Source organism: Mangrovibacter plantisponsor (genome assembly GCF_003182475.1).
Classification (GTDB): Bacteria; Pseudomonadota; Gammaproteobacteria; order Enterobacterales; family Enterobacteriaceae; genus Mangrovibacter; species Mangrovibacter plantisponsor.
Window position 1 is genome coordinate 290205 of the sequence record NZ_QGTS01000002.1, and the last position, 26151, is coordinate 316355.

26 protein-coding genes and 1 pseudogene are annotated in these 26151 nt (G+C 51.3%); 15 read left to right on the top strand and 12 right to left on the bottom strand.

From position 1 onward, the window contains the following. The first annotated feature begins 26 nt into the window (after positions 1-26). Complete coding sequence (locus tag DES37_RS03955) at positions 27-1223, top strand: transporter substrate-binding domain-containing protein (protein ID WP_245929973.1); 1197 nt, start codon at positions 27-29, stop codon at positions 1221-1223. Next, a complete protein-coding gene (locus tag DES37_RS03960; protein WP_110024921.1) occupies positions 1220-1816 on the top strand; it encodes an ANTAR domain-containing response regulator in 597 nt (198 codons plus the stop codon). The genes DES37_RS03955 and DES37_RS03960 overlap by 4 nt, the downstream gene beginning before the upstream one ends. A 142-nt stretch (positions 1817-1958) precedes the next feature. On the opposite strand, the gene DES37_RS03965 is transcribed toward DES37_RS03960, so the two are convergent. Beyond that, entirely contained in the window at positions 1959-2468 is a 510-nt protein-coding gene (locus DES37_RS03965; RefSeq protein WP_110025060.1) for an SRPBCC family protein, read from the bottom strand. Between the two features lie 379 nt (positions 2469-2847). After that, the gene (gene shiA / locus DES37_RS03975; RefSeq protein WP_110024923.1) at positions 2848-4173 is read right to left on the bottom strand and encodes a shikimate transporter; all 1326 of its coding nucleotides are present in this window, start codon (positions 4171-4173) and stop codon (positions 2848-2850) included. Between the two features lie 587 nt (positions 4174-4760). On the opposite strand from shiA, the gene DES37_RS03980 reads away from it, so the two are divergent. Then, entirely contained in the window at positions 4761-6311 is a 1551-nt protein-coding gene (locus DES37_RS03980) for an EAL domain-containing protein (RefSeq protein ID WP_170123723.1), read from the top strand. A 49-nt stretch (positions 6312-6360) separates the two neighbouring features. Here the strand turns inward: DES37_RS03980 and DES37_RS03985 are convergent, their stop codons facing one another. Then, positions 6361-7719, bottom strand: coding sequence for an 8-oxoguanine deaminase (locus tag DES37_RS03985; RefSeq protein WP_110024925.1), 1359 nt, complete (start codon positions 7717-7719; stop codon positions 6361-6363). Positions 7720-7866: 147 nt separating this feature from the next. Next, positions 7867-8607, bottom strand: coding sequence for an SDR family oxidoreductase (locus DES37_RS03990; protein ID WP_110024926.1), 741 nt, complete (start codon positions 8605-8607; stop codon positions 7867-7869). Positions 8608-8731: 124 nt separating this feature from the next. Here DES37_RS03990 and DES37_RS03995 point away from each other — a divergent pair, with 124 nt between their 5' ends. Then, positions 8732-9136 carry an ACT domain-containing protein gene (locus DES37_RS03995; protein ID WP_036112464.1) on the top strand — a complete coding sequence of 135 codons (405 nt, stop codon included), beginning with the start codon at positions 8732-8734 and terminating at the stop codon, positions 9134-9136. Between the two features lie 41 nt (positions 9137-9177). On the opposite strand, the gene DES37_RS04000 is transcribed toward DES37_RS03995, so the two are convergent. After that, a complete protein-coding gene (locus DES37_RS04000) occupies positions 9178-10095 on the bottom strand; it encodes a LysR family transcriptional regulator (protein ID WP_036112461.1) in 918 nt (305 codons plus the stop codon). A gap of 161 nt (positions 10096-10256) precedes the next feature. Here DES37_RS04000 and DES37_RS04005 point away from each other — a divergent pair, with 161 nt between their 5' ends. The 6 genes from DES37_RS04005 to DES37_RS04030 all read left to right on the top strand — a co-directional run bounded on the left by DES37_RS04005 (position 10257) and on the right by DES37_RS04030 (position 15934). Continuing rightward, positions 10257-11027, top strand: a complete 771-nt coding sequence (locus DES37_RS04005) for a 5-oxoprolinase subunit PxpA (protein ID WP_200874803.1) — start codon at positions 10257-10259, stop codon at positions 11025-11027. A gap of 19 nt (positions 11028-11046) precedes the next feature. Then, positions 11047-11298, top strand: a complete 252-nt coding sequence (locus tag DES37_RS04010; RefSeq protein WP_110024927.1) for an acetyl-CoA carboxylase — start codon at positions 11047-11049, stop codon at positions 11296-11298. Positions 11299-11314: 16 nt separating this feature from the next. Continuing rightward, positions 11315-12715: an acetyl-CoA carboxylase biotin carboxylase subunit gene (locus DES37_RS04015; protein WP_110024928.1), complete on the top strand. Its 1401-nt coding sequence runs from the start codon at positions 11315-11317 to the stop codon at positions 12713-12715. Then, the gene (locus DES37_RS04020; RefSeq protein ID WP_110024929.1) at positions 12705-13589 is read left to right on the top strand and encodes a 5-oxoprolinase subunit B family protein; all 885 of its coding nucleotides are present in this window, start codon (positions 12705-12707) and stop codon (positions 13587-13589) included. Before DES37_RS04015 ends, DES37_RS04020 begins: the two co-directional genes overlap by 11 nt. Then, a complete protein-coding gene (locus DES37_RS04025) occupies positions 13579-14559 on the top strand; it encodes a 5-oxoprolinase subunit C family protein (RefSeq protein ID WP_110024930.1) in 981 nt (326 codons plus the stop codon). The genes DES37_RS04020 and DES37_RS04025 overlap by 11 nt, the downstream gene beginning before the upstream one ends. Before the next feature lie 64 nt (positions 14560-14623). Further along, complete coding sequence (locus DES37_RS04030) at positions 14624-15934, top strand: purine-cytosine permease family protein (RefSeq protein WP_110024931.1); 1311 nt, start codon at positions 14624-14626, stop codon at positions 15932-15934. Positions 15935-16042: 108 nt separating this feature from the next. Here the strand turns inward: DES37_RS04030 and DES37_RS04035 are convergent, their stop codons facing one another. From DES37_RS04035 to DES37_RS04045, 3 genes are all read right to left on the bottom strand, one after another. Continuing rightward, a complete protein-coding gene (locus DES37_RS04035) occupies positions 16043-16498 on the bottom strand; it encodes a GNAT family N-acetyltransferase (RefSeq protein ID WP_036112656.1) in 456 nt (151 codons plus the stop codon). Positions 16499-16568: 70 nt separating this feature from the next. Beyond that, entirely contained in the window at positions 16569-17012 is a 444-nt protein-coding gene (locus tag DES37_RS04040) for a DUF2000 domain-containing protein (protein WP_110024933.1), read from the bottom strand. 164 nt (positions 17013-17176) lie between these two features. Continuing rightward, positions 17177-17758: a hypothetical protein gene (locus DES37_RS04045; RefSeq protein ID WP_110024934.1), complete on the bottom strand. Its 582-nt coding sequence runs from the start codon at positions 17756-17758 to the stop codon at positions 17177-17179. A 135-nt stretch (positions 17759-17893) separates the two neighbouring features. Between DES37_RS04045 and DES37_RS04050 the strand changes: the two genes are divergently transcribed. Next, positions 17894-18781: a LysR substrate-binding domain-containing protein gene (locus tag DES37_RS04050; protein WP_110024935.1), complete on the top strand. Its 888-nt coding sequence runs from the start codon at positions 17894-17896 to the stop codon at positions 18779-18781. A gap of 356 nt (positions 18782-19137) precedes the next feature. Beyond that, positions 19138-19575, top strand: a pseudogene (locus DES37_RS04055) (hypothetical protein). A gap of 121 nt (positions 19576-19696) precedes the next feature. Here DES37_RS04055 and DES37_RS04060 read toward each other — a convergent pair. Further along, positions 19697-20221 carry a GNAT family N-acetyltransferase gene (locus tag DES37_RS04060; RefSeq protein WP_110024936.1) on the bottom strand — a complete coding sequence of 175 codons (525 nt, stop codon included), beginning with the start codon at positions 20219-20221 and terminating at the stop codon, positions 19697-19699. A 171-nt stretch (positions 20222-20392) separates the two neighbouring features. Continuing rightward, positions 20393-21319 carry a LysR family transcriptional regulator gene (locus tag DES37_RS04065; RefSeq protein WP_110024937.1) on the bottom strand — a complete coding sequence of 309 codons (927 nt, stop codon included), beginning with the start codon at positions 21317-21319 and terminating at the stop codon, positions 20393-20395. A 258-nt stretch (positions 21320-21577) separates the two neighbouring features. On the opposite strand from DES37_RS04065, the gene DES37_RS04070 reads away from it, so the two are divergent. Continuing rightward, entirely contained in the window at positions 21578-22597 is a 1020-nt protein-coding gene (locus tag DES37_RS04070) for a GGDEF domain-containing protein (RefSeq protein WP_110024938.1), read from the top strand. Positions 22598-22819: 222 nt separating this feature from the next. Here DES37_RS04070 and DES37_RS04075 read toward each other — a convergent pair whose 3' ends face one another. Beyond that, the gene (locus DES37_RS04075) at positions 22820-23224 is read right to left on the bottom strand and encodes a tautomerase family protein (RefSeq protein ID WP_110024939.1); all 405 of its coding nucleotides are present in this window, start codon (positions 23222-23224) and stop codon (positions 22820-22822) included. 255 nt (positions 23225-23479) lie between these two features. Here DES37_RS04075 and DES37_RS04080 point away from each other — a divergent pair, with 255 nt between their 5' ends. Further along, complete coding sequence (locus tag DES37_RS04080; RefSeq protein WP_110024940.1) at positions 23480-23992, top strand: 2-thiouracil desulfurase family protein; 513 nt, start codon at positions 23480-23482, stop codon at positions 23990-23992. 28 nt (positions 23993-24020) lie between these two features. Here the strand turns inward: DES37_RS04080 and DES37_RS04085 are convergent, their stop codons facing one another. After that, on the bottom strand, positions 24021-24812 hold the full coding sequence (locus DES37_RS04085; RefSeq protein ID WP_110025061.1) for an MBL fold metallo-hydrolase: 792 nt from the start codon (positions 24810-24812) through the stop codon (positions 24021-24023). A gap of 323 nt (positions 24813-25135) precedes the next feature. On the opposite strand from DES37_RS04085, the gene DES37_RS04090 reads away from it, so the two are divergent. Next, positions 25136-25627, top strand: a complete 492-nt coding sequence (locus DES37_RS04090; protein WP_110024941.1) for a GNAT family N-acetyltransferase — start codon at positions 25136-25138, stop codon at positions 25625-25627. Positions 25628-26151 lie beyond the last annotated feature (524 nt).

Sequence of the window (26151 nt, forward strand, 5' to 3'; positions counted from 1 at the left end):
CCGGCCTGTTTTTACCCGGAGGATTCGTGATTTCAACCCCCGATTCATTGAAAGCAGAAGAGAAAAAAACCGTTGTGCCGGTAGGGATCCTTTATTCCCTTTCCGGGCATTACGGTGTTATCGGGCGTGAGATGCTTAATGGCATTCTGCTGGCAATAGAAGAGGCGAATGCGTCGCCTGACTACAATTTTACCCTGGCTCCGGTGGTGCTTAACCCGGCCGGTTCACTGGAAAAATACGCGGAGTACTGCCGTGAATTATTGCACCGCCATGGTGTGAAACACATTGTGGGCTGCTATACCTCGGCATCACGTAAGCAGATCCTGCCACTGGTTGAAAGTGCCGATGCGTTGTTATGGCATTCAGCACGCTATGAAGGCTTCGAAAGCAGCAACAACGTGATGTACCTTGGTGCCGCACCTAACCAGCACGTTATCCCGATGATTAAATATGTGCTGGAGCAATATGAGCCCAAAATTTACCACGTTGGTTCCAATTACGTCTGGTCATGGGAAATTGACCGTATCACCCGCGAGGCAATAGAGCCTGTGGGAGGCGAACTGGTGGCAAGCCGCTTGCTGGCGCTGGGTGAAACCGATGTTCAGGCAGTGATTGATGACATCATTGAAAAACGCCCGCCTGTGGTACTGGTTACTCTGGTGGGTGTTACTGCATACCGTTTCTACCAGGCATGGCACGCCGCGGCAACAGAGCATGCCTGGCTGCGTTCGCCGGAACGCGTGAAACTGAGCCTCACACTCTGTGAACCTGAAGTGGATATCGTGGGCAGCGCCGCACTGGAAGGTTACCTGGTATCTGCCGTTTATTTCCAGAGTATTGAACGTGAAGAAAACCAGCGCTTTTTGCAACGTTACCGCGAACGTTTTGGTGAGCACAGCTCGCCTTCCGTGGATTCAGAAGCGGCCTGGCTGAGTGGGCATTTTCTGGCGCGGGCCATTGCCCGGGCACATTCTGCCGATGTCGCTGATGTACGCCAGGCTGTGTATCAGGACGTAATTGAAGGGCCTGGCGGGTGTACCCGAATTGACCCGGAAAATAACCATGCCTGGCTAACGCCCCGCCTTGCTCGCTGCGGTGCTGATGGCCGTTTTCAGATCTTGTGGCAGGCGCCTGAGCCCGTGAAACCAGACCCATGGTTAACCTGGGTTGACCTGAATGAACTGGTGGAGAACCCGTCTTCGCTGGAGCAGGAGGGCGGATGAGAAAAAATACCTGGCGAGTGCGTGGGTTGTCTCTCGGGCTGGTGGGGTGTGATGAGCAAACAGCACAGAACCTTGAGCAACAGTGCCTGCGTTTGGGTATGAAAACCCGGCGTTTGGCGGCATTTTCCCTTGAAAGCGATAGCACGCAAGTTGATGCACTGATTTTTGACAGTGATAACCCGGATGTGAACGGTGGCGACGCTTTGTCCTGGCCTGCGTTGCCCCGAATCGCACTGCTTGGCAACGAAACGCCATCCCGCCTGCAGTGGGTTATTGCCCAGGGGATTGACGGGCATATGCGTAAACCCGTGCGTTACGACGGGCTACTGACGGCGGTTTCCCTGGCGCTGCATAACTGGCAAAACCGCCAGTCTCTTGAAGCCAGTATTCAAAAAATGGAAGAGCGCCTTAAAGCCCGGCGCTTTGTTTTTTCTGCACAACTGTTACTTATGCGCCACTTTGCGCTGGATGAAAACTCGGCTTACAGCAGGTTAAGAACCCTGGCAATGGAGCAGCAAAAAACGGTTGAGCAATTCAGTATTGAGCTGGTCAGCCAGCCCGAAATACAGTTAGGTGCATTGGGTGGGAAATAGCTGAACAGGTACAGGTTCACCGCAAGGAAAACCTGAGCCATCCAGCCAGAAACATAGCACTGTTACCAGAACAATAAGCCAGACCGGCGGCCCGTATTGTTAAAGTGAGCGACGCTGTTAAGTGCGCGGTGTTTTGAGACATTTACTGTGAGGCTGCTGCGGCTACCAGGCCATCAAGCCAGTCCTGGTGGCCATTGATCATTGGGTTTGGTTTGGTTGCATGTAAGTCAGCAGCCGGTTTCCCTTTTTGCGTTTCCTGCGTCAGGATACGCACGCGTCCCCCTTCCAGGTCTTCGACTAACCACGCGTGGTGCACATCCAGGCGGCTTTCAGTGCCTTCTTCGCCTGCCCAGCCATGCCAGGCCAGACGGCCAGGTTGATTACCTGCAGGTGCCACACTTTCCTTGCATTGTGACTCTACCGGGAAGCCAAAAGTTTCGAAGTAAAAACGGTCGCCATTGCGCAGCTCTGGCCCTTTATTGTCATAAAAGCGGACATTGGTAGAGTTGGTGTAGTAGGTTGGCCAGTGAGCCGGGGTTACCAGCAAAGGCCAGATATCGGCTGCACTCAGCCCGGCAACAATCACTTCATTAGATGCAAAGTTCTCGGTAGAGCCCGGGACAAAACCTTTTGGCCAAATAATCGCGTTCATCATTATGTCTTTACTCCTGAATTGTATTTCGCTGTGGCAATCCGGTAATAAGTACAGTGCAACAGGTAAATCTGTTTGCAGGCTGCATGCGGATGGCGCTCGGTGTTAGTTCGGGAGTAATAGTGCGTATTGCTCTGTAATAAATCCAATTTTGATTTTTTATTTTTAATATAAACTGAATTGATATTATATAAAAAACATAGTGTTAAGCTGATTTTTGCTCACTGAGCAAAGGTGGGGATGTATGAAACCGGGTGTGGTCAGGCAGCGGATAAGTAAATAAGCTACCTGCATGTACAGCGTGAAAAAGCCGTTATCCGGTTGCCAGAATAATGTGGGGAAAGATGGCAGGCCCGAAAAGGCCTGCCGTGCAAGCATGTTACTCGTTCCCGGTCGCTGGTGTTTTCATCAAAAACGCGACCACGGCAGACAGCAGGCAACCGGCCATCAGGTAAATCGCCACACTGTGCCATGCGCCCTGAGAGAAGGTGACCAGAGCGGCAGCAATAAACGGCGTAAAGCCCCCACCAACCACACTGGCGACCTGGTAGCCAACACCGGCGCCACTGTAGCGGTAGCTGGCACCAAACAGTTCAGTGAAGATAGGCTGCTGAACACACACCACCATATCATGCGCCAGGTTCGCCAGCAGCAGGGAACAAATGATAATACCGGCAACGGACTGCGCTTCCAGAGCCATAAAGAAAGGAAACGCACTTGCCGCGCCAATCAGAGCACCGGTTATATAAATCCGTTTACGGCCGTATTTGTCTGCCAGCAGGGCGAACAGCGGAATGGTGAAACAACTTAGCGCCCCCACACATAACCCAACACTCAAAAACAGTTCCCGGGGCATGCCCAGGTTGGTTGTGGAGTAATTCAGCGCGAAGGTGGTGACGATATACATTGTCAGCAATTCACACAGCCGCAGAGCGATAATCAGCAAAAAACTGCCTGGATGGCGGCGAATTGCTTCCATCACCGGTAACGTGCGGCGGGCAGAGGCCGGTTTTGCCACGGCCTGTTTTTCAAACTCGACAGACTCTTCCATGTCGTTACGAATACGCCAGGCGGCCAGTACCAGAACCACGCTGAACAGGAACGGAATGCGCCATCCCCATTCGAGGAACTGGCTGTCGTTGGTGAAATGGCTGATCAGGGAAACCAGGCCTGTCGAGAGCAATAACCCCACGCCATAACCTACCTGGACACCACTGCTATAAAAGGCTTTTTTGCCAGCAGGCGCGTTTTCTACAGACAGCAGCGCAGCACCACCCCATTCACCACCGACGGCAAACCCCTGAATAGCACGCAGCAGCACCAGCAGGGCGGGAGCCCACCAGCCAATAGAACCAAATGACGGCAGTAAACCAATACAGGCGGTGGACAGGCCCATCAACCAGACAGTAAGCATGAGCATGCGTTTGCGGCCAAGTAAGTCGCCAAAATGCCCAAAAATAATACCGCCCAGCGGGCGAAACAGAAAGCCCACGCCGAAGGTGGCAAACGCTGCCAGAGTACCCATCGCCGGGCTTATTTGCGGGAAAAATTCATGGTTGAAGACCAGTGCCGCAGTAATGCCATAGAGTAAAAAGTCATACCAGTCCACCACTGCGCCTGCGAAACTCCCCCAGGCTGCACGCTTTGCGCGTGACAGTGCAATGGTGCGCTCTTCATAAGCAGAAGAGGCGAGTGTCGTATCCATAGTTATCCTGTCTTGTTACGTCATTTGTTGTTATTGGTTTTGAGCGGTACCGGAAATACTCACAAAGTTCACTGCCAAAAATAAGGCTTGCTTATGAGACTACCCTGACTCGATGTGAGAGAAAACAGTTTTAGCGAATAAATCCCGCCAGACGCCGGGTTTCTGTTACTGGCACGAATTAAAGCATTTTTTAAAGGCAGTAAAAGACAAATAAAAATAACGTGTGAGACAAAAAATTCAGCGTGTTTTAATGTAAAAGCTTCCACTTGCGGAGAAAATCGCCAAAATAGGCGCGGGTAGCAAAAAAGGCAAAACCTTGCACTGATTATGTCTACTCAACTCAGCAACTGGCTTGTATGATGTCGCCCTTTGCGGCGTAGTGGAACCGTTTTACCGGCAGGCGCTTTTACCTCGAAGGGCCATGTCGGGTGGTGTTTATCTGAATTGCCGGAAAAATCTCGAAAAAGTTGCTGAGTATGGTTAAATCACAGGTTCGTGTTTTGCCAGCTTCAGGCCGGTTATTGGGTGTTAAAGCATCATTATTCAGGTGCGCACTAATAAGTTCTCTGTTTAAAGGGGATACAGATATGTCCGAAGCGCGAAAATGGCGGGCAAAAAAACGGTTTCTGTTTTCAGTTTTCCCATTATGCGTGTTCGTTGTTTTTTTGTGTGTTTTTTCCTGGGGATACCGGGCGGTTCAACAAAGAGTCATTGATGATAGTGCGGCTATTATTCTTAACCGTGTTTCGGAAGTGGCGGCAGAGTTTCGTAGCGCGTTAGATCATCTTAATGACAAATATAGCGGCGTGAGTTGTACCCAGGATGTTGTCAGGCAACTAAAAAATGATTTATGGAAATATGAGTTTATTCGTGAAATTGGTATCACGCACCATGGTTTGATGACCTGTACCTCGTCTGGCGCGGTACTTCCTCCTGCTCATGTACCGGTTCCCCAGGTGGTTACACAAATTGGCACCGGGTTAATGTTTAATAACTCGACCTTGTTGGGTAAGGGAATTGCCACAGATGTGATAACCCGTGGCGACATTGTGTTGTTCATTTCCCCCATGATGATGGAAACCATGGACCGCAATGTTCGTGAACATGGCCTGATGCTGTCGCTGGTGCAACAAGACACGGGCAAAGTTATTCGCCAGTCTGGTACGCTGCCGGCTGGCCGGTTACATGACAGGCTGGGCCTTAAGCGCAATGTGTATGGTATAGAACGCTGCGGGCCGCAGGGAAGTATTTGCGTGCGCATCAGTGCTGTGCTGAATGATGCGACAGATTTACCTGCCTGGGGCCTGGTTGCACTGGTTTGTACCGGGTTGGGCGCGGGTCTGGCGGCCAGTTACCTGCTGTTTTTCTACCGCCGCCGCCGGGTATCTATGGATGTTCGGCTGAAAAGAGCCATTCGCAATGAAAGCTTTTCGCTGGTCTACCAGCCGATTGTCCGCACGGTAACCGGCGAAATAGTGGGGTTTGAAGCACTGATACGCTGGCGGGATTCATTGCTGGGCGATGTCTCACCAGATACTTTTATTCCCCTGGCAGAACAGACCGGGCAGGTGCAGGCGATTACCCGGTTGGTTACGAAAATGGCCTTGCGGGAAATTAGCGATACGCTGAAAAAACATAATTTGTTCGTCAGCATTAATGTGATTCCGGATGATATTCGCGATGTCACGTTTATCGATTATCTGAGCGAATCGGTGAATATCGTGGGCCTGTCGCCACAGCAAGTGGTGCTGGAAATCACAGAACGAGCTAATGCTTCCACAGAAGATGTGGATAGTGGCATGCGTGTATTACGTAACCGTGGGTTCAGTATCGCTATTGATGATTTTGGCACCGGGTATTCAAATATATCCTGGCTCACCAGCAATAATTACGACAAGATTAAAATCGATAAATTTATTACCAATGCCATCGGCACTGATTCTATCAATAACAAAACATTGATGAACCTGATAGTGCTGTTGCGGGAAATAGAAAAAGACATTGTGTTTGAAGGTGTGGAGCACCGTTATCAGGTGCATTTTATCTCCCGCGAAATCCCGAAATCCTTTTCCCAGGGCTGGTATTTTTATCGCCCGCTGGATAAAACTATGGCTGCGACAGTGGTTGCCAGCCATTAGCCCTGGTGGCTGTTCATGCCCTGGCAAACCGGGGCATGAACAAACCTGGTTAAACCTGGCGGATTATCTGCCTGGCGGCCGCCTGGTGTTTATTGATAAGTGCAGGAATATCCAGACCGGTAATTTCGCCATTGGTGACGCGCCATTCCCCAGCGACCATCACGCGGTCTGCCTGCTGGGCACCACACAATATCAGCGCGTCCAGGGGCGAATGGCTGCCGCTGAATGCCAGCCCTTGCGGGCGGAACAGTGCCAGGTCGGCCTGTTTGCCTGGTGCGATTTCACCAATATCTGTGCGGCCCAGCAAGCGGGCTGAGCCGGTGGTTGCCCAGCTAATGACGCGTTCCGGGGTGATAACCTCGGCACCATAGCGCAGGCGCTGCAAATACAGAGCCTGGCGTGCTTCGTACATCAGGTTGGATGCATCGTTAGATGCAGAACCATCCACTCCCAGGCCTACCGGGCTGCCTGCCTGTTCCAGGTCCACGGTGGGGCAAATCCCGGAAGCCAGGCGCATATTGGACACCGGGCAATGGCAAATCCCCACCTGAGCCGCACCCAGCCGGGCAATTTCTTGCTGGTCAAAATGAATGCCGTGCGCCAGCCAGACCCGGGAATTCAGCCAGCCCACATCTTCAAGGTAATCTACACAACGTTGCCCAAAGTGTGACAGGCAGTATTGGGTTTCGTCATCGGTTTCGCCAAGGTGGGTGTGCAGGCGTACATCCAGCACTTCTGCCTGGCGGGCAATTTCCTGCATTAATTCACGGGTAACTGAAAACGGGGAACAGGGAGCAAGGCCAATCTGGATATGCGCGCCCGGGCCGCGCTGGTGGTAGCGTTTAACTAACCGCAGGCTGTCTTCCAGAATGGTATCGCTGTCCTGAATGGTATGGCGCGGTGGCAGGCCACCCTGATCCTCGCCCAGATTCATGGAACCGCGGGTGAGCAACGCGCGCATCCCTAACTGGTTAACGGCTTCAATTTGAATATCAATGGCAGATTCCAGCCCACCGGGGAATAAATAGTGGTGATCGCTCACGGTGGTACAACCGGAAAGGAGTAACTCCGCCATTGCCACCTGGCTTGCCAGCGCCAGTGCTTCTGGTGTCAGCCGTGCCCAAACCGGGTACAGCGTTTTCAGCCAGGGAAACAGGGGTTTGTTAACCACGGGTGCCCAGGCGCGGGTCAGGGTTTGGTAAAAGTGGTGGTGGGCATTAATTAACCCGGGCAGAACCACATGCTCGCGGGCATCAAACACGACATCACAAGGGCGTGTGGGTTGGCCACCTGCCGGGATGACTTCATCAACCAGACTACCTTCCACCACGATACCACCGAGGCCATCACAATGAGCGGGAAGGGCAATTGCCAGTGGGTTTTTTAACCAGATACGTTGAGCGGCCATGAGTGGCTCCTGTCTGTATTCACGCGCAAAATACGCGCTGTTAAACAAAGGGTGAGCCAGCTCAGTTATGCCCTGTCTGCTGATCCAGGGGTTCAGGTGAACAGGGCGATATTAAAGTGTTTGCCAGAAAAGGCAAGCGAGGGGTAGTCAGTAACGAACCAGGCCACCATCCACGGCGTACTGGCTGCCCGTGACATAGCTTGCGTCATCAGACAAGAGAAACAAAGCAACGGCTGCAGCCTCACCGGCTGTACCGGCTCGTTGTAATGGCACCTGGCTTACCACAAAATCCTCAAATGCCTGCCTGGCCTGTTCAGGCAAAAAATGGCGAAAGTTGGTGTCAATTGGGCCAGGAACCAGAACATTGGCACGAATATGCCGTGGTCCGAGGGCTGAAGCCCAACTGCGTACCATGGCAACCAGCGCGCCTTTAGTGGCAGCGTATAAGCTGGTGGCAGCAGCACCTTCATAAACCGAGGAAGACGCGGTTACCAGTACAGATGCACCGGGGTTTAAGTATGGCGACAGCGCAGCCAGTTGCAGCATGGGCCCGCGCACATTGGCGTTCATCATGCTGTCAAATGCGCTGGCTGTGATTTCTTCTGGCGCGCTGAGCTCAGCAAACCCGGCATTAAGCCACAGGCCATCGAGTTTTCCCCAGTTCGCCACCTGGTGTGCCAGTGCATCTACATCCGCCACTTGCGCGGCATCGTTACGCAGAACCTGAGTGCGCTGGCCCAGTTGTTGTTGTGCCAGAGCAATACGTTGCGGGTTCAGCCCGGTTGCCATCACATTGCCACCTTCGGCAATGATCTTGCCTGCACCCGCCAGACCCATGCCACTGGTGGCACCGGTAATCAGAATATTTTTGCCGGAAAAACGCCCCATCTTTTTCTCCTGTTATGCGAAACAACATCCGTCATCATAATGGGCTATTTTTGTGTTGACCGGTGGCATGTAGTGCGGTTTATGTTTACTGTCCTGAATAAAGAGTGATTAAACAGGAGAGACAATGTCTGGAGAAACCAACCTGGAACGCCTGCTGGCTTCTGCGTCACCGCGCCATAACCCTGGCCGCTATGTTTTTTGCACGACAAATACGCTGCCTGAACAGTTAGCGACTCACGCAGTGGTTGTGGTGCGTGAACAGGAGGGCATTACGCTGGTATTACCGGAGGATATAGCCCGCGAATCCGGCTTCCCGTGCAACTATGTGGCCGCCTGGATAACCCTGGAAGTGCACTCATCTCTGGAGGCCGTTGGGCTGACGGCGGCGTTTTCGCAGGCGCTGGCCGCCCAAAAAATAAGCTGCAATGTGGTGGCCGGTTTCTATCACGACCACCTGTTTGTTGCCGCTGAAGATGCAGAGCGTGCGTTAAGTGTTCTGCAAAACTTAGGTAAAAGTACAACCTGTTAAGGTATGAATAATGGGTTGGGAACTGGAATACCTTTTCCCCATTAACGCCTCACCATATTAATTTGCTGGGTAATAAACGCACTGCGGAAATATTCGCGCAGTGCCAGCATGGCAGGCGTGAACTCGGTATCGTTGCGCCAGGCCAGGCCAACCCCCATTGGGTGCACGTTATTCACCAGCGAGCGGGTTTCAATACGCCGCCCTTCTAAAGACCACGGGCGGTAAACCAGGTCAGACAATATTGCGATGCCTGAACCGTTGGCGACCATGCTGCGCACGGCTTCAACGGAGCTGGTGCGCAATATAATATCCGGGCGAAACCCGGCTTCCTCCCAGTAGCGCATGGCGCTGTCTGCGGCTTCATCTACTGTCAGCATGATAAATGGCTCGCCAGCAACGTCTTCCAGCGTAACTTGTGACTTAGCACAGAGCGGGTGGTGCGAAGGCAACCACAAACGCCGGGTGGAGTTAAACAGCGTTTCTGCGTAGATATCCTGGTGGCGTAAGTTACCGGTCAGCACCAGTGCCATGTCCAGTGAGTGGTCCAGCAACCCCTGCTCAATATCCTGGCGCTCATACTCAAACAGTTGAATATCAATATGTGGGTAGTCCTGCGCCAGGCGCTGCAAATGGAAAGGTAAAAAATAACCAATAACTGTGTAACTGGCTGCCAGACGCAGGGTTCCCCGCACGCCGTTGTCGTTAACCGGCACACTGCGCACCGCGTTATCGACAGTTTGCAAAATGGTGTAGGCATGGTTGAGAAAGTGATTGCCGTGCTCGGTCAGCACCATGCCATGCACGGAGCGGGAAAACAGCTTTTTCCCCAACAGTTGCTCCAGTTCCTTAATCGCGCCCGTTACGGCAGATTGCGAAATGTTCAGGTGAACGGCGGCGAGTGAGATTTGCCCCATCTCTGCCGTGGCAACAAAATAACGAACCTGGCGCAAGGTTAGCATCAACATCGTCCTCTGTATTATGGGTGCGCGCGGCTTAAAAGGCTGTGTGAGTTAAGCCTTCTGATTTTCTGATATTACGCCATCTAAAAATACTACTTTCCGAACGAAAATAAATACTCATATATTAAATAAACAACTCCTGCGATAAATAAGAAATATATATGATGAAAAGAGTAGACATTAACTCAGATATAGGTGAAAGCTTTGGCTCATGGGTGATTGGCGATGGTGTGGATGACGCATTAATGTCAGTTATCAGCTCTGCTAATATTGCCACTGGTTTTCATGCCGGTGATCCAAATATTATGCGCAAAACAATTGAGCAGGCGAAAATAAATAATGTGGCAATTGGCGCACACCCGGGGTTTCGTGATTTACAGGGGTTTGGGCGGCGCCATTTATCTATCCCTGCGAGTGAGTTAATCAACGATATTATTTACCAGTTAGGTGCGTTACGGGAATTTGCCAGTTTGTCTGGCTTGCCATTGCAGCATATAAAACCCCACGGTGCATTGTATATGCACCTGGCGCGTGATGAAGCTGCGGCGCAACAGTTTGTGGAAACATTACACCAACTGGACAGCAAACTCTGCCTGTACTGCATGGAAAATACTGCAGTCTGGCGTTCGGCGCAGCAACTTGGGCAGCCTGTGGTTACCGAGTTTTATGCAGACAGAGCCTATGATGATCAAGGCGTTATCGTTTTCACCCGCAATACCGGGCACCTGAAAGTGCAGGATATTGTCGATAAAGTTCTCCTGGCATGCCTTGAAGGGAAAGTGAAAACAGTAACCGATAATATTATCCCAATTAATTTTGATTCTATTTGTATTCATAGCGACACCCCTGGTGCTCTGGAAATTATTAGTGCGGTAAAAACGGCACTCATTCACCACGGTGTGGAAATTGCCTCCCCGAGTGCGGCGAAATAAATATAACCTGGAGAAAAATATGTCTGATTTTGAAGTGGTATCACCTCTGCCTGGTGTTTTTTATCACCAGCCATCACCAGACGCCAAACCTTTTGTTGAACCCGGCCAGGTAGTGTCTGCAGATACGGTTATTGGCTTAATTGAAGTGATGAAACAATTTAGCGAAGTGTTTGCTGAAGTGGAAGGCACGATAACAGAAATAGCGATACAAAATGGTGATGCCATCGAGCCCGGGCAAACGATAGCCATAATAAAAACCGATAATGCATAACCACCCTGGAGGAAATATGGCAGGCAAAATAACAAAACTGCTGGTTGCTAACCGTGGGGAAATTGCTGTGCGCATTATTCGTGCAGCACAGGCATTGGGTATTCCTGTGGTTGCAGCCTGCAGTGAAGCAGATAAAGACAGCCTTGCGGCTCACCTGGCAGATGAAACAGTGATTATTGGCCCGGTGCAGGCATCACAAAGCTATTTGAATATTAACGCGTTACTGAACGCAGCAACCCAAAGTGGCGCTAACGCCATTCACCCCGGGTACGGGTTTTTGTCTGAGAATGCGCAGTTTGCAGAGCGCGTGGAACAGGCCGGGCTGATTTTTGTGGGGCCGGATGCGCAAACGATTCGTGTTATGGGCGATAAAGCCGCGGCCCGCCGCACTGCCGCTGAAGCTGGTGTCCCTGTGGTGCCGGGCTCCCGAGTGCTGGAAACGGTCCAGGCAGCCCAGGCCCATGCTGCACAGATTGGTTACCCCTGCATGATCAAAGCGGCGGCTGGTGGTGGTGGCAGAGGCATTCGCGTGGTAGACAACGACGACGCTCTCGCCAGGGAATTCCCCGTTGCACAAAGTGAATCCAAAGCGGCATTCGGTTCCAGCGCAGTATACCTGGAGCGGTTTATTGCCCGGGCCCGCCATGTTGAAGTGCAGATCCTGGGTGATGGCGAGCATGTCGTTCACCTGTTTGACCGGGAGTGTTCTCTGCAACGGCGGCGGCAAAAAATGTTCGAAGAAGCGCCTTCACCGGCGCTGAGTGACGAACAGCGAAAAACCTTGTGTGACAGTGCGCTGCAATTAGCCCGGCATTTGCGTTACCGGGGGGCAGGTACCCTGGAATACCTGTTTGATGAGGTGCGTGGCGAATTTTGCTTTATTGAAATGAACACCCGTATTCAGGTAGAGCACCCGGTAACGGAAATGGTTACGGGTGTGGATTTAGTACAGTGGATGTTACGCATTGCCAATGGTGAACCTCTGACGCTGGCGCAGGAGGATATCACTCTGCATGGCAGTGCCTGTGAAATGCGTATTAACGCCGAAGACCCGGACAAAAACTTCTTTCCCTGCCCGGGGGTGATTGAAGGCGTGGTCTGGCCGGGCGGTGAAGGTGTACGCGTAGACAGCCATGTGTATAGCGGTTACCGCATTCCTCCCTGGTATGATTCTTTGCTGGCGAAAGTGATTACCTGGGGAGAGAGCCGCCCGCAGGCCCTGGAGAGAGCCCGGCAGGCACTGGGTTCCCTGGAACTGCGCGGTGTGAAAAACACGGCTTCGCTACATAAATGGTTGCTGAGCCTTCCACAACTGGAAGCTGGCGAATTTACCACAACCACGCTCGAACAGTGGCTGGCGGAGCGCAACCAGAGTGCGTCCACGCCTGCCGGGGAGGTGCGCCGTTATGGCCAATAACCCAATTCGTTACTCATTTGGCGGCGATGAGCACCTTTTCGCCGAAATTGACCGGGGAATGTCTTTGCAGGCTTTTTTCCGGGGGCTGAAACTGACGCGGGCGCTGGAAGCCCTTCAGTTACCTGGTGTGCTGGATATTTGCCTGGCGAATGCCTCTTTTCAGGTGCGTTTTAACCCGGATGTCCTCGACCCTTATGTGCTGCTGGAACAACTGCAGGCACTGGAAGCAGGACGTAGTGGGGAGGCCGACACCCTGGAAACCCGGATCATTGAGGTTCCGGTGTTTTACAACGACCCCTGGACACACGAAACGCTGATGCGCTTTCGTGACCGCCACCAGGCGCCGGAAGGCAGTGATCTGGATTACGCGGCAGAGATTAACGGGTTTGCAGACAGCGCAGAGTTCATTGCCGCTCACAGCAACACGCCCTGGTTTGTTTCGATGGTGGGGTTTGTTTCTGGCCTGCCATTTATGTACCAAATGGTTGAACGGCAAAAGCAGTTACAGGTGCCGAAATACCTGCGCCCACGCACCGATACCCCCGGGTTGTCTTTAGGCCATGGCGGGTGTTTCAGCTGCATTTACTCGGTGCGCGGCGCAGGTGGCTACCAGTTGTTTGGCATTACGCCAATGCCCATCTATGACCCGGCGCAACGGTTGGGGTATCTCAAACAGGACATGGTGTTTTTCAAAGCGGGGGACATTGTGCAGTTTCGCCCGGTGGACCGGGCAGCCTATGACGCACTGTGTGAAGAGGTTCAACGCGGCGAGTTCACGCCACGAATCCGTGAAGTGACTTTTGCGCTGGCAGATTTTCTTAACGACCCACAAGGGTATCCTCAGCAACTAAAAAGGGGGCTGTATGACCATTAATGTTATCAAGCCTGGCCTTGCCACCACAGTGCAGGATACCGGAAGGGAAGGGTACTACCACCTGGGGATACCGCCTTCTGGCGCGCTGGACCCCTATTCTATGCAGATGGCGAATTTGCTGGTGGGCAACAACCCGGATGACGCCGTGCTGGAAATGACGCTGCTGGGCCCGGAATTGCAGTTTACTGAAAATACCCTGGTGGCCGTATGCGGTGCGGGCATGGTGCCCTTGGTGGATAACCAGCCAGCCAACAACAACACCGCCTTGCTTATCGCTGCCGGGCAGCGCCTGCGTTTTGCCCCGGCGCGCCAGGGTTGCCGGGCGTATCTGGCGGTAGCGGGCGGGATTGATGTTCCGCTGGTGTCAGGTAGCCGTTCAACTTATACGCTCGGTGCGCTGGGTGGTTACCAGGGCAGGCGCCTCGCCGCAGGGGATTCGTTGCCCGTGTTGCCAGTAACGGCGGAGCGCTTGCAGCTTGAAGGCAAAACAGTACCGGAAGATTTACTTACGGCATTCCCGAAATCAGTCACATTGCGGATGCTGCCCGGGCTGTATATCCACCGCCTGACTGAGGCCGCCATCGATAACTTTTTTGCCGATACCTGGCATGTCAGCACCGAAGCCGACCGAACCGGTTACCGGCTGAAAGGTGGCACACCGTTAACGTTTAAACCGGAAGAGCCACCTTTTGGCGCAGGCTCAGACCCTTCGAACATTGTTGATGCCTGTTACCCCATTGGCTCTGTGCAGGTGCCTGGCGGGCTGGAACCCATTGTCCTGCTGCGTGATGCCGTTTCTGGTGGCGGGTATATGACACTGGGTACGGTGATTAGCTGTGACCTGCCCATCCTTGGGCAATTACAGCCTAATCAACAGGTGCAGTTTATCCCTGTCACGCTGGAAGAGGCACTGGCTGCCCGCCGCGCATCACAACACCGGCTGGCTGAGCTTACTCAGGCGTTGCGTTAACCCTGCCCGGGGTGCAGGCCCCGCGGCATATATCACTGGTCTCTACTCGTATCAGGAGGTTGCTATGGCTTCAGCTCCACAATCCCGTGCTGTGCAAAATTCGGCAGAACCGGCACAGATGGGCAAATTGTCACTCACCATGGCATGGTGGGCGGTGTGTAGTGCAGTGTTTTACATTGTGGTGGGTGCATCGCTGGCGATGGCCTATGGCGCGGTTAACGCCATTATTGGCATGGTGCTTTCGGTTATCACTTATGGCCTGATTAACGGCGTTATCAGCCGTTTTGCCATTCGCAGTGGGTTATCTGTTGCTCAGTTTTCGCGCCGCCTGTTTGGCCAGTTAGGCGCGTCGCTGGCCACACTGATATTTTTCTCCACGGCCATTTACTATGCCGTGTTTGAAGGCTCGGTGATTGCGTTTGCGCTGAACCACCTGTACCCGGGGCTGGTGTACTGGGCTGCTGCTGCGCTGGTGGTGGTTTACAGTGTGCCGCTGATTTTTGGCAGTGTGCAGCACTGGTTGGATAAATTTAATGGCGTGCTGCTGCCGTTCTATTTGTTGGGTTTACTGGCAACGATTGTGATGTCGGTGGCGTTACACGGTTACCAGGCAAACTGGCTACAACTAGGGCCTGCCACGCCATCGCCCTGGGGCTGGTGGAACTGTTTCACGTCTTATATGGGTGTCTGGGTTTTGATGATGTACACCTTTGACTACGCGCGTTTTGGTAAAGAGGAAGACAGCCAGTACCACGCCCGTTTCAATTTTGGGATGCCGTTTTACCTGGTGACTTTCTTGCTCAATGGTATGGCGGGGATCTACCTCACCAGCACGTTTGCTGCCGGTACAGCATTAAATGAAACTTCGGTTGTAGTGGCAATTCTCAACCTGCTGGGGCTGGCCGGGCTGGGGTTTGTTTGGGTAACCCAAACCCGGATTAATACCGCGAACTATTACCTGGCAACGGTGAATATGCAGGTGTTTTTCCACAGCCTGTTTAAGGTGAAACTCCCCAAAGTGGTGTGGGCCTGTGTGGTGGGCGTGGTGGTCTATATTCTGATGCTGGCAGATGTGTTCGCCTGGTTGTTGCAGGCACTGGCGTACCAGGGGGTATTTGTGGTGGCCTGGGTGGGTGTTGCCCTTGCCGGCATTGCCCGCAATGTACAGGCAGAACGCGAAAATAGCGCCATCAACCTGACGGGCCTTGGCGCCTGGTTTATCAGCGTTGCGATTGGTATCGCATTAATGCACGCCACACCATCTGTGGCGGCATTTTCAGCTCCGGTCACCTTTGTCTGTGCCTGTGGTTTGTATGCGCTGTTCAGCCTGTGGGCAGGATCCCGGTTACCGGCAACCAAAGTGATTAATGACTGATTAGCGGTTTCACAGTGTGCCCACCTGAGTGTGGGCATGCTGCTACTCGCAGGCCAGGGAAGCGTTGTTTGCTAACCTGGATGAACCAGAAGTTGATACCTGGTGTATTCATCGGTGCAATGACATTACTGGATAACAGAGAATATCCTGACTGGCGGTTGTAGCCGATTCAAAAGAGATGAGCCTGTAGCCTCGCTGCATATAGAAGCGTATTGCTGGTAAGGAGGCATCCAGTGTTACTGAACCATATCGCTCCAGCACAGTTCTTTCCAGAAAATCCATCAGCAGTTTCCCGTACCCTTGCCGTTGGTATTGCGGCAGAACAAACAACCGGCCGATTTCATTTCCTGAGATACTTCCCGTTCCAACGACAATGCCATTGCTGGAAAGAATATATATCTCTCTGTTTTTAATTGATTGTTGTACTTTTTCTGGCGCGTGGTGTTCGAGAAAAAAACGTACAACGCCCGCCGGATAATACTTGGGGTAAATGGTGTTGATGGTTGTATTAATAACCGACAGCACTTGCCTGAAATCTTGCTCTTGCGCGTGTTCAATTTTCAAAGGAACCACCTGCACTGCATTAATCACCCTCGTGAGCCGGAAAAGGACATGCACATTTGGGTGAAAACACTTACTTAAATAAACTGAATTTCCCGGTAAATTCTTTAAGTATATCGGTGTCGCCAAACATGCAGACCCCGAAATACTCCAGCGCTTGTTCTGGTGTTTCTGATGTGGCGTGTAACTGTGCTGCCGAAGAGCCAACGATCATTGTGTCTGTAAAATCAGTAAACGGGATATCACGCTGAAGCAGTTCTGCGCGAACTTTCCTGATTTTATTGGAGTTGTCTGCTTTAAGGACAATAAAAGGAAAGTGAGAAATGGCAGGGTGAATGCCACCATCTTTGTCTTTATATTGCAAGAAGCACAAGCTTTCCGGGTTATTGATATGCGCGACAAGCCCCGCCGTCATATGGCCGAGCGCGTTATATAAACGGCCCATTTCAACCTTTTTATTTAATACTGCAATAAAGCGTTTTGTGTTTTCATCGGGCAGGGTGGATAACTCTGTCATAAATGTCCTTTTCTTACTCACATAAGCTCATTTCCCGGTGGATAAACCACAACCCTGCCAGTTAACGATTCAGGCTTGTTTTGTTTATACCGGGTTGAGAGAAACCATACTCAGCCGGGCAGAATATTCAATGTGTGGTACGAAAGCTCTGCCTGGCAAGCTGTTTAAGCGCCCTGTTCTGCCCTGGTGATCCTTACATACAGTGCGCCTAATAATGCCAGGTCAAGCAACAGCGCAAAGGCATACGGAAACCCGGTTATTCCGCTAAATTGCCCCTGAATATGCAGGCAAACCACTATGGACAGCAGTGCGCCTGCCACCTTCCATAAAGTTCTGGAAAGTGGCCGCATTGTGACAGGGTGACTGCGGTTTGTATTTGCAGCCGCCATAGCAACAATACCTTGCCCCAGCCCGGAAATGGCCACGCCGGGCACCAGCGGGAACCAGTTATATGCCCCTTGCAACGCCATCACCAAAAATAACATACCGGCGGCGCTTACCAGGAACCCATAATACAGACGGTTCAGCCAGTTTTGTTGCCGGAATACAGGCCAGCGCGACCCTAAATAACCACCAGTAAACGCAATCACCAGCAGTAAGACCAGCGTGATGGCATCTGTGATACTTTCCTGAACTGAAAGCATCAGGAGAAGCGCTATCTGGGCAGCCAGCCCGCTGTACAACAGTGCTGTGGCAGTGAACCGTGTATTTTCGGCAACGGATGGGGAAACAGGTAACGCTGTCATTGTCACAATACGCCTCGCAGTATGCATTCGTAGAGAAGAAAAATTCATCTTAATCAGGTTATGCATTAAGCGTATCGCTTATATAATGGAGTATTCAAAGTCATACTTTTCACCCATGGATGAAAATAACTCATCATGAAAACATCGCGATTACCACCGCTGGGTACCCTGCGCGCATTTGATGCGGTGGCCAACTGCCTGAGCTTTAAGCGGGCAGCCGCAGAGCTTAGTGTGAGCGCCACTGCGGTAAGCCACCAGATTCGCCTGCTGGAATCTGTGCTGGAGTGCCGGGTGTTTGAACGCAGTGCGCAAGAAGTCAGGCTCACGGAGGCCGGGCAGTTACTCTATGCCGCAACGCAGAATGCTTTTTCTTCTCTTGGGGATGCAGTAAAAAAAATAGACCGGCTCACACAGTCACCCGCTTTGATTGTGACGACGACTTCCAACTTCTTAACCAACTGGTTGCTCCCACGCCTGGCTGATTTTAAAGCCCGGTGCCCGCAAATTGATGTGCATTTACATACCAGTGTGGAACCTGTTGACCTGAAACAACGAACCGTTGATGTCGCCATCCGTTACCGGGAAAGCGCGGAACATGATTTACACAGCACACTGCTTTGCGAGGACCGTTTTATTGTTGTCGCCAGCCCGGCGCTGAATTTGCACAAGCCTGCTGATTTAAACAGAACGACACTTTTACACGTAGATAACCGCCATACCCCTCAAGAATCACCGGACTGGCAACACTGGAAACAACGCTACGGGCCGGAAGGACTGAATTTGTCCAGAGGCCTGCATTTCAGCGATGAAACCCATGCATTACAGGCCGCGGTGGCAGGGCATGGCGCGGTCATTGCCAGTGAATTGCTGGTGGGGGATTTAATCAACAGGGGAATGCTGGTTGCGCCTTACGCCGGTTCTTTACCCGGGGCAAATTATTACCTGGTGGCTTTGGTAGAGATGGCATTCCGGGCGGAGGTTGTTGCGTTGCGCGAGTGGATACAGAGCAGGGTGCAGTTATAACGCAGGCTGGTGAAGTATTGCAGCAGGTTCTTTGCCTGTTTATTCGCTTGTTTTTATTAAATTTGCGGGCCCGGTTCCAGTCCTGAGCTTGCTGCCTGTCTCCATTCCCGGTACGCTTTTTCCGCACCTGCAAATTCAGGTGCCAGGATTAGCCTCCTGCACCACTCTTGTTGGCTACATAGTTATAAATTACTATGTTGCGCGCACGGTTACGCCTCAATGGCGGGCCGGGCGGGGGCGCCGCAAGGCGCGCCGGTGTCCAACAAGGCCGGTAAGGCTAACCCTGTCCGGTTCCGCCACCCGTGAGATTAGCCTCTCCGGTGGCGGGGAAATATCTATCTTGTTGGAGGTGCCCTGTGGCAACAATCCTCACTCCTGGCAGCCATTTGCTGTCTGTTCCGTTCAGTGCTGCAACTGATTTCACCGAACTGGCCACTTACTGCGAGCATTTTGCTCAGACCATGCTGGAAAGCGATGATCCTGCATTGAAAATGGCGTTGCTTGCCCGGCTGAATGCAGCACTTGCGCTGTTGCGCCCAACCCTGGATGACCCGATTCCCCCGCATCTTCTTGAGCAGTTTGTGGTAGATGTCCTGCCCGATGCCCCGGTTTTCGAGCCTGGCCCGGAGTTGTTGTGTGACTACTGCCTTGCGCTGACTCAGGTGCTTACTTTGCAGGGGTTACCACCTTAAACCGGTAAATCCCTGGCCGGGTTACTGGCCGAGTTAGTGTGGCATTTTGCGGGCAACCTGAAAGCGCCGCGCTGGGAAACGCTTCCGGCTTGTGGGTTGTAAACGGGGGAACAGAGAACCCGTTCTGAATATGAAGTAGCAGGTTAAGCCAGGTGTGCGTTCCGCACCTGGCTTTTTTGTGTGCGGCCGGGTATCAGGCGTGGCTGTGCCGGGTATTTTGCTTTTAAGTGGCCGGGTTGTACACCAGTTGCATGGCAATACGGCGTTTGGGGTCCAGCCCGGCATGGGTTTCTTCCATAAGTAAGGTTTGCAACCGTGGTGACAAGGCATCGCCTTCAACTGGTGTAAAACCCAGTGAAGCATAAAAAGTAGCGTTAAACGGAGCGAAGCGGTCTGTGGTCAAAGTCGCTCCCTGTAAACCGCGCATTTTACCTTCCGCCAACATTGCGTTGAGGAGCCTGCGGCCTGTACCTTGCTGTTGCCAGTCTGGGTGGACGTCCATCTCGGCAATATGCAGCCAGTGTTTTGTGACAATTGCACCTACAAAACCTACCGGAACACCACCAGGCCGGAAGGCGGCAAGTAGCACACCTTTAAGGCGTAACTGGTCAAAATCTTCCTCGCTGGTTGCGACAGGGGAGCCATTTACAGCACCGGTGCGGCGTAGTGTCTCAAATGCAGCGAGTTCAATGGCTCTTAATGCAGCTATATGTTCAGGTCTTGCAGGTTTAATTGTGATTGCTGTCATCTTGTTTCCTGGCATTTTTTATCTGTAAGCGGTGTTGGCAGAAAACCGGCAAGAGAGTTGGTTACCACCAAACAGAACCTGGTTGATTAATGGGCTCAAGGTTTGGCCGGGTTACCGGCTTTTTTCAGCCTCAAAGCATTCATCACCCTGTTCGCGGGTATCGCCTGTTTACTATCCAGCTATTGCCAGTGGTTTGCTTTCACTGCAGGTGGTGAATAACAGCTCACGCAACCAGCGCTGTGCGCTGTCGCGGTGGGTGCGCTCATGCCAGACAGCGGTTTTGGTAAAACCCGGTACGGCAAGTGGCGGTTCCATTACCACCAGGCCAGGCACACCATTAACCAGGCGATGGGGGAGAATTGCCACCATATCGCTGGCGCGCAGGATCTCTGGCAGAATCAAAAAGCTTTTAACAGATAACGTGACGTTGCGCTGTTTCCCCAATGCTTTCAGTGCGTCGTCTGTTACCCCACTAAACTGGCCTCCGGCATAAGACACCAGAGCACTCTCCAGAGCACAGAAGTCTTCCAGTGCCAGCGTATTTCCTTTCGCGAGCACCGGGTGGCCTTCCCTAACTACGCAAACATAATGTTCCTGAAACAGATTCCGTGCGTGCAGGTTGGGCAAGGCCGCTTCAGGTGTCACCAGCGCCAGGTCAATTTCCCCTTGCTCGAGTTGTACTGGCAGCAAAGCGTCATCAACCGGCACCAGAGACACCTGAATAAATGGTGCCTGGCGCTTTAATGCCTGAAGAAAAGGCACTGCAACAGCCCGCAGCGCATAATCTGTCGCGGCAATAGAAAAGGCTTGGTGTGCGGTGGCAGGGTCGAAAATGGGAGGCTGTAATAATGCGCCAAGTTCACTCATGATTTGCTTGAGCGGCATAGCCAGGTCCAGTGCCCGTTGGGTGGGCACAATACCGCGCTGGGAACGGACAAACAGCGGGTCGTCGAACGTTGCCCGCAGGCGTGTCAGCATGGCACTCATGGCGGGTTGGGTAACCCCCAGCTTGCTGGCCGCTCTGGTGACATGGCGTTCGTCCAGCAATGCGTCCAGGGCCTTAAGCAGATTGAAATCCAGCGCTTTAATATCTTTCATATCTATCAATTCTGTAAAATTAATCAACTCTGTTGATATCTTAGTGCGCCGGGCTGAAATGGCAACGGGTACACTGAAAAGATGCAGTTATGTGCCGATAAAAAAGAAAGTGTGAGCAGGATTCAAAATTGCAGTTGATAGATTACGTTTATTAATTGTAATGGTATTCTGAGTTAATTACATTGGTGTTGGTTTCTATCGCAGTTCATTAAAGGCGCTGATTCAAATAATAAAAATAACCATTGCCCTGGAGTGAAAATGAACGACTTCACGAGTGGTAGTGTGACCTTACTTCATGCTGATAGCAGTTTTATCAAAGAACTGATGCAGTTTTGTAGCACTGACTCCGGGTTGTATTCACCCTGGGTGATGGTGCTGGACCGTGAATGCTCCCCTGTTACCGCGCCAGGCACAGCGCAATTGTCCCGTTACCATATTATTTCCGGTGAAAAACACACGGCCTGGCAGCAAGTCTTGTCCGGGCAGACTCTGCGAGAAGGTATTTACTGCCTGAAAGCGTTGGCCGGGTTTTACGGCCAGTTTCCAGAGCTGGAAGCTGCGGGAATGTGTACGCACCTGAGCGTGCCCATTATATTGCGGGATGGCACGCTCTATGGCTCGGTTAACACAGTCAGCAAGCAGCAAAAAGAAGATTGCCAGGCAACGGTAACGCGCCTTGTCTCACTGGCAAAAATCATTGCCCGTTACGCCGAAGAACTGTTGGTTATCGAACAGCTTAAAGAAGATAATTACCAACTGGCATTACACTCCTACACAGATCCACTGACTCAATTGCCGAACCGGCGGGCAATATTCGACCGGTTGCCTGCCTTGTTTTCACTGGCAAAGCGTATCAATCGCGCGGTACTGATTAGTTATATCGATCTCGATGAATTCAAAAAAGTGAACGATGAACTGGGCCATGATATTGGGGACGCACTACTGCAAGATATTGGGCAGCGGTTGCAACATATTGTGCGCGAAGAAGATATTGTTGGCCGGATAGGCGGCGATGAGTTTTTGCTTGCCTGCCTGGGGCCGGAAAAAAGAAGCGACCAAAAAATGGCGCTCTGCACTATAAAAGACAGGATCCATACCACATTGCGCGGGCAGTATACCTTTGGCAATTTGTGTTTATGGTATGAGGGCGCAAGTGCGGGTGTGGTTTGTATCTATCCTGAAACATGTTCTGTGGACAATGCTGTAAAACTTGCTGATACCGCGATGTATAAAGAGAAAAAAGAACGTCGTCAGGGTGCTGCTAAAAAGAACGGTTAACGTTATGGGCACGGACTAAGCTACCAAACCGCCTGCGTGGCTTCTGGCTACCACTTCTCTTTCTGGCACCACTTATCTGAGCCATCTTATTCATGCACCACCGCAAAGTGACCCGGCACACCTCCTGGGGGATAATGCCGGGGCTGGCTGGAATGGTCCCGGTTATCAATGCTTCCGTGTACTGGCACTGTAATAGCGGCAGGCATCGGGTTATACCGGTTTTCAGTAAAACTCGTCTTTGTGCTGGTACCTGTATTCTTGTGTGATGCCGGTGTACCCATAGGACGCCGCTTTGCAATCAATAACATGTACGTTGGATTGTGGGTGTAAGTTACCCATCGCCTGTTCCATTGCGTTGTAGATTGCTTTTTGGTATGCGGCTTTCTGGTCTTTGCTACAGGTTTCATCTACCACTGTGACTTCAAGTCTGAACGAGTTTTTTCCCCATTCAGCCAGGCTTTTGCCGTCGATAAACCAGTCGTCATCAGCAACATGCCTGACTATTACCATAGTCTCAAAGCTATTTTTCTTTAATATATCGCATGTGATTTGGGTGGCTAAAACAACACAGGCTTTGGTTAACTGTGGGTTCTTTTCACCAGATAATGTAAGGGTTATTCCAGGCATCACGTATCCTTAATTCAATGATTACCAAAAGATATTGCCACAGTAGTTGGCTATTTAAGAACGGGATATTGTGCATAATCGAAAATAAGCACTCTGTTAATTGTGATTGTGGGGTGGGCGTAGCAGCGCTTTATTTTGCCGTTTACTGGCGGGGCCGGATCTGTTTTGCCTTGCACGGTATTCTATAATCCAGGGGAATGTAGCCTGCTGAAGCGTTACACTGACTCTGTTCTGCCACCGCAATGCTGGGAAATGATGAAAAATAAAATTCTGGTAAGTGCCTGCCTGATGGGCTTTAAAGTTCGTTATAACGCAAGTGAGAAAGCACAGATGGCAGAGCAACTTGCTCTCTGGCAACAGGAGCAACGCCTGGTTATTCACTGCCCTGAATTGTCTGCAGGGTTGCCTGTACCTCGCTCACCGGCAGAAATTCTCTCGGCTGGCGGCGGCACCGGTGTAATGCACGGGCAGGGCAGGATCATTGAAAAAACCGGGAAGGATGTGACTGCGCATTATCAACTTTCAGCCTGGCTGGCCTTGCGGGCTGCACAGGAGTCTGGTTGCACCGCTGCGTTATTAACAGACGGCAGCCCAACATGCGGCAGCCAGTTTATTTATGACGGCTGTTTTCGTGGGCAACGCCAGCCTGGCATGGGCGTTGCGGCAGCATTACTCACTGAGCAGGGTATCGCCGTTTTTTCCGACACCCAGTTTGCAGAACTGGTGGACTGGATTGCGGAAAAAGAAAATCCTGAATTGAGTTTGTGAAGAAAACTCAAATCGCGGTCAGCATCGGTTACTTCAGACAATCAATATATTTATGTCCAGAAAATTGGACAATATCATCTGCATGTTCGGTTATTTCTCGCCCTTCAAATGCACCATATATCTGTGAGTATTTAACAATGCTCAGGCGGTTCATGATGCCTCTGACCGTTTCTGCAGGTAATGGCAAGAGGTTAGGGTAGCTCCACATGAACGATACGTTCTTTCTCCCTGGTGTTACCTGAACAATATCCCCTGAAAACAGGATCCCGTCTCCCTGATCCCAGTGGAGAACACTACCGCCAGAGAAATGCCCACCAAGATGAATCAAACGAACATCAGGAGCTAATTGTAGTGAATCTCCATCCCAGAAAGTAATGTACTGGCTGCTGCGCATTACCCACTGCCGGTCACTGGAGTGAAGATAAACTGGAGCGTTAAACTCTGCAGCCCATTCCTGCATTGAGGTGTAGAAATGCGGATGTGATATAGCGATGGCTTTCAATCCACCCAATGAAGATATAAGCATTTTTGTGGCATCATCCAGTACGGCCAGACAATCCCAGAGAATATTACCATTAGCCGTTTTTAGGATGAATGCGCGCTGATTAATTGCAAATTCAGGAACAGTTGTAATGCTAAATATATTGTCTTGAAACTGCTTCCACTTATTTGTATGTGTGGCAATCAGGGTTGGCCATTCAATCCATTGCTGACCAACTACAGGCACATACTGGCGCTCATCAGCACAGATTCTACAACATTCCGACGGGGCGTCGAGAAACTCATACGAAGTACCGCAAGCCTTGCATAAAGTAATCATTGTGCTGAATGCTCCCATATTGAACCCGGATTCAAATAAGCTGCTCAATCTGAATATTTTTCACTGATTTCATCTGTTACTTGCCTGCCTGATACTCACATTCTGGTAACTGTGGTAAGCATGGCAGATTACCAATCAGGCATGTGCCGTTTTGTGCCTACATATCCGTAAGATATTGGGGAAAATACCCAGGTTAAGTGACCGCTCCTTGTAACTGACCAGGCATTCAGGGGCTTTTTGATATGACGATAGTCAACTTTGTATCAAACGCTGAAACTCTAAGTTAGAGTAGGTTACCGACCAGGCAAAAATAAAGAAAGCGTATGAAAATTGAAGTCTGTGATGTGTCTGATATTCCGGAGCTGGCAAGGGTTTTTGTCGAAATGGAATCGTATTACTTCGGGAATGAGGCTGCCAGCTATGACGAAATGCTCTCTTATCTGACTCACAGAGTTTTCTCTGCTTATTCAGGGGTGACTGTACTGGGAGCATGGAAAAATGGGGTACTCGTCGGATTTGCTACATTCACTTTGATGTTCCCGGCACCCAAGTGCTCCGGGCAAGCGTATATGAAAGATCTTTTCACATCAGCAGCAGTGAGAGGCCAGGGAGTAGGTAAATCACTTATGCGATTTATTGCTGCTTTTGCCATAGAACATGGCTGCACAAGATTCGACTGGACGGCTGAAACCACCAACCCCAAAGCAGCCGAATTTTACTTATCACTCGGAGCGTCCTTGATAGAAGAAAAACAATACTTCCGGTTGGATCACCAGCGTTTAGCGACATTTGCTATGCAGAATGAACAACCCTGAAGCCCACTGTGGCTGCGGGTTTTTATCCATTGCTCAACCAAAATATTCTGTTTGATATAAGGAAACGCTCAGTCTTCATGTTCATGCATGAACAGTCCTCTGCTCGCTTATAGCCGACCAGTGGGCTCCTGAGACTGTCGGCTATTTACTCTTGGCGGTTCATTTAGCATTGCCGCGATGTTATCTCTCTCCCTGTGGTGCATTGCCGGTCTGTTGCTGCCCGTTTATTACAAACAGACGGGCAATGGCATGTTCTTAACGCCATACTGGGGCTGTTACTCGCTATTTCTGTTATTCCGATGTGGCTTTGAAATAATTAATTCATCGATTCTGGCCCGCCAGGAGTAACGCTGTATATATCAAGGAAGTTACACAATATGGCATTGGGTTTTGTGTCGGGTATGATCGCGGGCTATGTTATAACTTAATTTTCTCGCTCTCAGCGGACCTTTAGAGCAGTCAGATGGTTCATACTGTGCCAGTAGCGAATCTTGACCATTTGCTCACTGCGCCTTCAATTGTAT

Excerpts from the sequence above, each read along its gene's own strand:
- DES37_RS04065 (WP_110024937.1), bottom strand. The coding sequence starts at position 21,319 with ATGAAAGATATTAAAGCGCTGGATTTCAATCTGCTTAAGGCCCTGGAC.
- DES37_RS04030 (WP_110024931.1), top strand. The coding sequence starts at position 14,624 with ATGGCTTCAGCTCCACAATCCCGTGCTGTGCAAAATTCGGCAGAACCG.
- DES37_RS03995 (WP_036112464.1), top strand. The coding sequence starts at position 8,732 with ATGTCTGGAGAAACCAACCTGGAACGCCTGCTGGCTTCTGCGTCACCG.
- DES37_RS03990 (WP_110024926.1), bottom strand. The coding sequence starts at position 8,607 with ATGGGGCGTTTTTCCGGCAAAAATATTCTGATTACCGGTGCCACCAGT.
- DES37_RS04080 (WP_110024940.1), top strand. The coding sequence starts at position 23,480 with ATGAAAAATAAAATTCTGGTAAGTGCCTGCCTGATGGGCTTTAAAGTT.
- DES37_RS04000 (WP_036112461.1), bottom strand. The coding sequence starts at position 10,095 with ATGCTAACCTTGCGCCAGGTTCGTTATTTTGTTGCCACGGCAGAGATG.
- DES37_RS04090 (WP_110024941.1), top strand. The coding sequence starts at position 25,136 with ATGAAAATTGAAGTCTGTGATGTGTCTGATATTCCGGAGCTGGCAAGG.
- DES37_RS03960 (WP_110024921.1), top strand. The coding sequence starts at position 1,220 with ATGAGAAAAAATACCTGGCGAGTGCGTGGGTTGTCTCTCGGGCTGGTG.
- DES37_RS04010 (WP_110024927.1), top strand. The coding sequence starts at position 11,047 with ATGTCTGATTTTGAAGTGGTATCACCTCTGCCTGGTGTTTTTTATCAC.
- DES37_RS04085 (WP_110025061.1), bottom strand. The coding sequence starts at position 24,812 with ATGATTACTTTATGCAAGGCTTGCGGTACTTCGTATGAGTTTCTCGAC.
- DES37_RS03965 (WP_110025060.1), bottom strand. The coding sequence starts at position 2,468 with ATGAACGCGATTATTTGGCCAAAAGGTTTTGTCCCGGGCTCTACCGAG.
- DES37_RS04015 (WP_110024928.1), top strand. The coding sequence starts at position 11,315 with ATGGCAGGCAAAATAACAAAACTGCTGGTTGCTAACCGTGGGGAAATT.
- DES37_RS03985 (WP_110024925.1), bottom strand. The coding sequence starts at position 7,719 with ATGGCCGCTCAACGTATCTGGTTAAAAAACCCACTGGCAATTGCCCTT.
- DES37_RS04005 (WP_200874803.1), top strand. The coding sequence starts at position 10,257 with ATGATGAAAAGAGTAGACATTAACTCAGATATAGGTGAAAGCTTTGGC.
- DES37_RS04060 (WP_110024936.1), bottom strand. The coding sequence starts at position 20,221 with ATGACAGCAATCACAATTAAACCTGCAAGACCTGAACATATAGCTGCA.
- DES37_RS04045 (WP_110024934.1), bottom strand. The coding sequence starts at position 17,758 with ATGACAGCGTTACCTGTTTCCCCATCCGTTGCCGAAAATACACGGTTC.
- DES37_RS04070 (WP_110024938.1), top strand. The coding sequence starts at position 21,578 with ATGAACGACTTCACGAGTGGTAGTGTGACCTTACTTCATGCTGATAGC.
- DES37_RS03980 (WP_170123723.1), top strand. The coding sequence starts at position 4,761 with ATGTCCGAAGCGCGAAAATGGCGGGCAAAAAAACGGTTTCTGTTTTCA.
- DES37_RS04040 (WP_110024933.1), bottom strand. The coding sequence starts at position 17,012 with ATGACAGAGTTATCCACCCTGCCCGATGAAAACACAAAACGCTTTATT.
- DES37_RS04020 (WP_110024929.1), top strand. The coding sequence starts at position 12,705 with ATGGCCAATAACCCAATTCGTTACTCATTTGGCGGCGATGAGCACCTT.
- DES37_RS04075 (WP_110024939.1), bottom strand. The coding sequence starts at position 23,224 with ATGCCTGGAATAACCCTTACATTATCTGGTGAAAAGAACCCACAGTTA.
- shiA (WP_110024923.1), bottom strand. The coding sequence starts at position 4,173 with ATGGATACGACACTCGCCTCTTCTGCTTATGAAGAGCGCACCATTGCA.
- DES37_RS04025 (WP_110024930.1), top strand. The coding sequence starts at position 13,579 with ATGACCATTAATGTTATCAAGCCTGGCCTTGCCACCACAGTGCAGGAT.
- DES37_RS04050 (WP_110024935.1), top strand. The coding sequence starts at position 17,894 with ATGAAAACATCGCGATTACCACCGCTGGGTACCCTGCGCGCATTTGAT.